The organism is Paenibacillus sp. J5 (genome assembly GCF_054955055.1).
On record NZ_JBUEDD010000054.1, the window covers coordinates 1 to 326 of the forward strand.

The 326-nt window shown below is 64.7% G+C and carries 1 protein-coding gene; it reads right to left on the reverse strand.

Features of this window, described 5'->3' with window-relative positions; all coding sequences use genetic code 11:
- Nucleotides 1–326: AMP-binding protein (locus ACY1JZ_RS26115; protein ID WP_462631698.1), on the reverse strand; the 326-nt coding region annotated here is incomplete at both ends.

Sequence of the window (326 nt, forward strand, 5' to 3'; positions counted from 1 at the left end):
TGCCGTCTGCACCTCGCCCAGCTCGATCCGGTACCCTCTCAGCTTCACCTGGTCGTCCATTCGACCCCAGTACTCGATTACGCCGTCCTCGCGGTAGCGGCACAGGTCTCCCGTCCGGTACATCCGCTCTCCGGCCGCTCCGTGCGAATTATGCAGGAATCGCTCTGCGGTCAGCTCCGGCTGCTTCAGGTACCCCCGCGCGACTCCCGCTCCCGCCACGTACAGCTCCCCGACTACTCCTGTCGGAACCAGTTGGCCAGTGCGATCCAGGATATAGCTCGCGCTTCCTGTGATTGGCCGTCCGATCGGCGGCGCTTCCTCCGACT